The sequence below is a fragment of the Arthrobacter sp. 35/47 genome (genome assembly GCF_000520475.1).
GTDB lineage: Bacteria > Actinomycetota > Actinomycetes > Actinomycetales > Micrococcaceae > Arthrobacter_D > Arthrobacter_D subterraneus.
Window position 1 is genome coordinate 114302 of record NZ_KI914616.1, and the last position, 5171, is coordinate 119472.

Below are 5171 nucleotides of genomic sequence, written 5' to 3' on the forward strand. Positions count from 1 at the left end.
TGCGCCGGCCACTGCCATGACGGCGGCGGTGACCACCACCGCCGTCATGGCGAACGTGTCCAGGACAATGGTGCCGACCCGCCCCAGCTTGCTGGCCAGCAGGTCCACCGCAATGTGGATGCGGCGCGCCATCACAAAGCCCGCGGAGACAAAGGTGAACCACAGCAGTGCGAAACGCGCGAGTTCCTCGGTCCAGCTGAACGGGGTGTTGAACACGTAACGGCTCACCACCTGGAGCACGATCAGGCCCAGGGTCGCCACCAGCAGGCCGCAGGAGGCAACCCGCTCGACGTTGACCAGCCCCCGGTAGAGCCGGCTGCGCTGTTCCGCGTAGTCCGGCTCATCCGGCTCCTGGGGGACGTGGGCGCCGGAGGAGAGGTTGTTCTCGTTCAGCGCGTCGGCACGCGAAGGGCGTGAACTCACCGGGCGTCCTTGATTTCCTGGTACAGCTCACCCCAGGGCTGCTGCAGCATGGCTTCCTCTGCGGCGGCCGCGAAGGACTCGCGGTCCACGTCCTCGTTGACCTGGATGCCGTCGCCGGACTTCCACTCCTCGAGGATGCTCTGTTCCTGCTCCTCGATGCATTCGCGGGTGGCGTCGGCTGCTGCCGCCATGGCGCCCTCGAGCGCACCGCGCTCTTCCTCGCTGAGACCTTCGTAAACGGTGCGGCCGGTGGTGATCTGGACGCCCTGGATCATGTGGCCGGTGAGGTTGATGTAGTCCTGGACCTCGTTGAACTTGGCGGTGGAGATGGTGGGGATCGGGTTCTCCTGGGCGTCGATGACGCCCTGCTGCAGCGCCAGGTACACCTCATCGAGCGCCATCGGGGTGGCGGTGCCGCCCATAGCCTTGATGTTCTCCAGGTACAGCGGCGCGTTCGGCGTGCGGATCTTGAGTCCGGCGAAGTCCTCGGAGGTCTTGATCTCCTTGTTGGCGGTGACGTGGCGGGTTCCGTAGTACCAGCTGGAGAGGACCTTGATGTCGGAGCTTTCATAGAGCGAGTCAAAGACGCCCGCCATGGTCTCACCCTCAACGGTTTCGATGAAGTGGTCAACATCCTCGAAGAGGTAGGCGCCGTCCAGCACTGCGGCGTCTTCCTCCCAGACTCCGAGGAAGGAGGGGCCGGCGACGGCCATGTCGAGCGCACCGGACGCGACCTGCTCCAGCGATTCGGACTCGTTGCCCAGCTGTGCGGCGGGGAAGCTTTCGATCTGCAGCCCGCTTCCGTCGAGCTCCTCCTTCAGTGTGGTGATGCCGCACTCTTCAACGGGGTGGCCGGCGTCGTACACGTGCGCCAGGCGGAGGGTCTTCGCGTCGGTGTCCGCCTGCGCAACCTCGTCGCGGTCCACCGGCGTGCCGACGTTGCAGGCCGAAAGCAGGAGCGCGGCGCTTGCCGCGAGCCCGAGGGCGGCAGCGGAACGACGGCGGCGGGCGGGGGTGGAGTGTTCGAGCTTCATTGCTGGATTCCTTCCGGGAATACGGTTGTGAACGGTTGGGTGATGAGTTTCTTGTGCGGTCAGAGGATCGATGGGATGGAGAGTTCCTGGGCGAGTGCGCGCAGCTGGTCCGCCGTAGAGACGGGCAACTGCACTGTGGAACCGGCTTCGACTTCCCGGATCCGTTCAGGATCTCCGGGGGCGTGGACCGTTTTGCCTGCCGGACCGGCATTGCGCACCTGCTGCTGCAGGTCCGCAATGCGCGCTTCGGTGGAGGCACGGCCGGCGAACGCCTCGGTGTCGATTCCGACGACGAGGTGCCCGTTGTTCATCCGGGATGCCGGGTTGGACCAGATGTCGACGGTCTCGAAGGCGTACGTTGCGGTGGTGAGGGACGAGGCGAAAGCCTCAAGGAGCACCGCGACGGCTGACCCCTTGTGGCCGCCGAAAGGAATCATGGATCCAGCTGCGGCGGCTTCCGGATCGGTGGTGGGGTTGCCTTCGGCGTCGACAGCCCACCCCTCGGGGAGCGGCCGTCCTTCATTCTTCGCGGCGATGACCTTGCCGTAGGCGCCGTTGCTGGTGGCCAGGTCCGCCGTGAGCGGCCACCCGTCAGCGCTGGGCGCACCGAGCGTCAGCGGATTGGTGCCCAGCACCTTGGTGAGGCCGCCGTGCGGTGCAACCACCGGTCCCGTCGAAGAGGTGATGAAGGAAAGGAAGCCGGCGTCGGCGAGTTGGTCGCTCCAGAACGCGCCGGCGCCGTAGTGGCTGCTGTTGGAAATGGCCACGGCGGCGATGCCGTGCTTCCGTCCGGCCTCGATGACGCGGTTGACGGCGGCCTGCATGGCCACCTGGCCGAGTGCTCCATCGGCATCAAGGGTGGCGACGGCACCTCGTTCCGAGGAAAAGGTCATCGAGGGAGCGGGATTGATCCCACCGAGGCGGAGCGCTTCCGAATACAGCGGCAGGCGCAGCAGTCCGTGGGAGAAAATACCGCGCTGGTCCGCCTGGACCAGTGAGCGGGCGGTGAGGGCAGCGTCATCCGAGGGGACGCCGCGGGTTTCCAGAACCGTGGCGGCGAGGCGGCACAGTTCCTCGGCGGAGAAAGTCAGATGGGAATGCAACGGTGAAGACCCTTCAATATAGGAATTACTTGAATCCTATATACAAAGTGCGGGGGATCACAACCCCCGCAGCCTCCAACCCTCGAAATGCCGCTTGCCCCGTCCCTCGAAACCTCGGAATACTTGAGGAAGAGGCAGGGAAGCGGGTACCCATGAACCACCAGAGCGAACGCGCCAGGCGGCTTGAACGTATCTCCGAGTACCGGGCCGCCCGCCGCTCGGGAAGCAGCGCTTCGGAGGCCAGGGAGCAGGTCGACGACGAGGATGAAGAGCAGGTCCGCATCACCGATTTCGCGGCCAAAGCGGATTTCGAGATCCGGCAGGCTACCGCCCGGGGTGACTTCGACAACCTCAAGTATGCGGGCAAGCCCATCCCGGGGCTCGGCACTTCACTGGACCCGGACTGGTGGGTCAAGGGCCTGATCGAACGGGAGCAGCTCTCCGGGCTGGCTCCGGCGCCCTTCCGGTTGAGAAAGGAAGACGCCGAGCTGGACGGCATGCTGGACAGGCAATATCAGGAGTCGAGGGTCCGCGAGATCCTCGAGGACTTCAACCGGCAGGTCATTGACGCGCGTCGGCAGCTCCTGGGCGGGCCGCCTGTCGTCACGAAAACCCGTGACATCGAACACGAAGTGGAACGCTGGCGTGAACGCCGGGCCGTCCGGGCGGCTCAGGCAGCGGAAGAAGCCACCCCACAGGAGGCGAGGCGCCCGCCGTGGTGGCGCCGTCATCGTCGTGGGTTGGGTGACCGGTGCTAGTGTGCCGTCATGACTAATGAAGTTGAGGAAAGCCCTGTGCGCAGGGAACTGCAGGACCTTGTCCTGGAGAGCGCCCAGATTGAGGAGTTCCTCGACGGCCTGGTCAAGATCGCGGCACGTGAGCTGACCGGGCTGACCGGCCAGGAGATCTATTCGGCAGTCACCCTGCTGCGGCCCAAACGCGCCGCGACGGTTGCGAGCAGCAGCCAGGAGGCCAGGAACATGGATGAGGTCCAGTACGCCTTCAATGACGGGCCGTGCCTGCGGGCGGCCCGGGAGCATTACACCGTTGTGGTGGAGGATTTCCACACCGAGTCACGCTTCGGGGAGTACACCCGCGCCGTCGAAGGTCATGGCCTGCGGTCTGCGATCGGCGTCCCGATTCTCCTGGAAGGCGAAGCCGACGCCGGCCTGGACCTCTACTGCAAGGAGCCGGGCGCTTTCAGCCCCGAGGCCATCGACGCCGCTGAGCAGTTTGCCCGCCGGGCGTCCCGCTCGCTCCAGATCGCAGTCCGTGTGACCTCACTGATGGAATCGCGGCAGCACCTCACGGCCGCCATGGAAAACCGCACCACCATCGACATTGCTGTGGGCATCATCATGGGCCAGAACCGCTGCAGCCAGGACGAGGCCGTGAATATCCTGAAGGCCGCCTCCAGTGCACGGAACGTCAAGCTCCATGCCGTCGCCGCGGCGGTGGTTGAACAGGTCAACCAGTCAAGCGCCACCACGCACTTCGACGCCTAGACCGCCATCTCGGACAGTTCCGCATCCCGGAGCGCCGACCGGTCCCGGCGGTACCGCACGTGCCCGGTCACCGCGACCACCGCGGAGAGCAGGGCGGAAATGGCGACGCCGACCCACAGATCGATCAGCAGGGCGAACCCGCCTGCCACCGCGCCGAGGCCGATCAGCAGGATCGCAAGCGCCCTGCGCGCCCAGAAGGCACCCTTGCCGCCGGCCAGCCGCGAGTCCGATGCCAGGCCGGTAATGGTCGAGGTGACCACGACGGTGGTGATTTCCGCGACCTTCAGCCGCTTGGCAGCGGCTGCCTGGATTCCCATCACCGTGGCGAGGGCGGAGGTAATGACGCTGCCCAGAATCTCGTCCGCGTTCACGTCCATGAAGCCGACGACGACGGCAATCGCCGTGGTGCCCACGGCCACCGAGCCGAATGCAATCGAGGTGCGCCCGGACCATCCGGCGGGCGCCTTGCGCAGCAGCCGGCCTGCGAGGACGGCTAGGCCGCCTCCAGTGCACGGAACGTCAAGCTCCATGCCGTCGCCGCGGCGGTGGTTGAACAGGTCAACCAGTCAAGCGCCACCACGCACTTCGACGCCTAGACCGCCATCTCGGACAGTTCCGCATCCCGGAGCGCCGACCGGTCCCGGCGGTACCGCACGTGCCCGGTCACCGCGACCACCGCGGAGAGCAGGGCGGAAATGGCGACGCCGACCCACAGATCGATCAGCAGGGCGAACCCGCCTGCCACCGCGCCGAGGCCGATCAGCAGGATCGCAAGCGCCCTGCGCGCCCAGAAGGCACCCTTGCCGCCGGCCAGCCGCGAGTCCGATGCCAGGCCGGTAATGGTCGAGGTGACCACGACGGTGGTGATTTCCGCGACCTTCAGCCGCTTGGCAGCGGCTGCCTGGATTCCCATCACCGTGGCGAGGGCGGAGGTAATGACGCTGCCCAGAATCTCGTCCGCGTTCACGTCCATGAAGCCGACGACGACGGCAATCGCCGTGGTGCCCACGGCCACCGAGCCGAATGCAATCGAGGTGCGCCCGGACCATCCGGCGGGCGCCTTGCGCAGCAGCCGGCCTGCGAGGACGGCTCCCACCATGAAGAAG

7 protein-coding genes are annotated in these 5171 nt (G+C 66.3%); 2 read left to right on the forward strand and 5 right to left on the reverse strand.

Annotated features, from left to right (window positions below; translation table 11 throughout):
- The 3 genes from X803_RS21625 to X803_RS0113875 all read right to left on the reverse strand — a co-directional run.
- A partial coding sequence (locus tag X803_RS21625; RefSeq protein ID WP_035779147.1) for a TRAP transporter small permease occupies positions 1–423 on the reverse strand: 423 nt, incomplete at its 3' end.
- Positions 420–1457: a sialic acid TRAP transporter substrate-binding protein SiaP gene (locus X803_RS0113870; RefSeq protein WP_026545585.1), complete on the reverse strand. Its 1038-nt coding sequence runs from the start codon at positions 1455–1457 to the stop codon at positions 420–422. The genes X803_RS21625 and X803_RS0113870, both read right to left, overlap by 4 nt.
- A gap of 59 nt (positions 1458–1516) precedes the next feature.
- Positions 1517–2560 carry an Ldh family oxidoreductase gene (locus tag X803_RS0113875; RefSeq protein WP_026545586.1) on the reverse strand — a complete coding sequence of 348 codons (1044 nt, stop codon included), beginning with the start codon at positions 2558–2560 and terminating at the stop codon, positions 1517–1519.
- Between the two features lie 152 nt (positions 2561–2712).
- Between X803_RS0113875 and X803_RS0113880 the strand changes: the two genes are divergently transcribed.
- Both X803_RS0113880 and X803_RS0113885 read left to right on the forward strand, forming a co-directional pair.
- Positions 2713–3318 (forward strand): DnaJ family domain-containing protein, encoded by a 606-nt coding sequence (locus tag X803_RS0113880; RefSeq protein ID WP_026545587.1) that lies wholly within the window; start codon positions 2713–2715, stop codon positions 3316–3318.
- 9 nt (positions 3319–3327) lie between these two features.
- The gene (locus X803_RS0113885; RefSeq protein WP_026545588.1) at positions 3328–4065 is read left to right on the forward strand and encodes a GAF and ANTAR domain-containing protein; all 738 of its coding nucleotides are present in this window, start codon (positions 3328–3330) and stop codon (positions 4063–4065) included.
- On the opposite strand, the gene X803_RS20205 is transcribed toward X803_RS0113885, so the two are convergent.
- Together X803_RS20205 and X803_RS20210 are read right to left on the reverse strand one after the other, a co-directional pair.
- Positions 4062–4595 (reverse strand): DUF1275 family protein, encoded by a 534-nt coding sequence (locus tag X803_RS20205; RefSeq protein WP_051470769.1) that lies wholly within the window; start codon positions 4593–4595, stop codon positions 4062–4064. The genes X803_RS0113885 and X803_RS20205 overlap by 4 nt on opposite strands.
- 62 nt (positions 4596–4657) lie before the next feature.
- A partial coding sequence (locus X803_RS20210) for a DUF1275 family protein (protein WP_084033783.1) occupies positions 4658–5171 on the reverse strand: 514 nt, incomplete at its 5' end.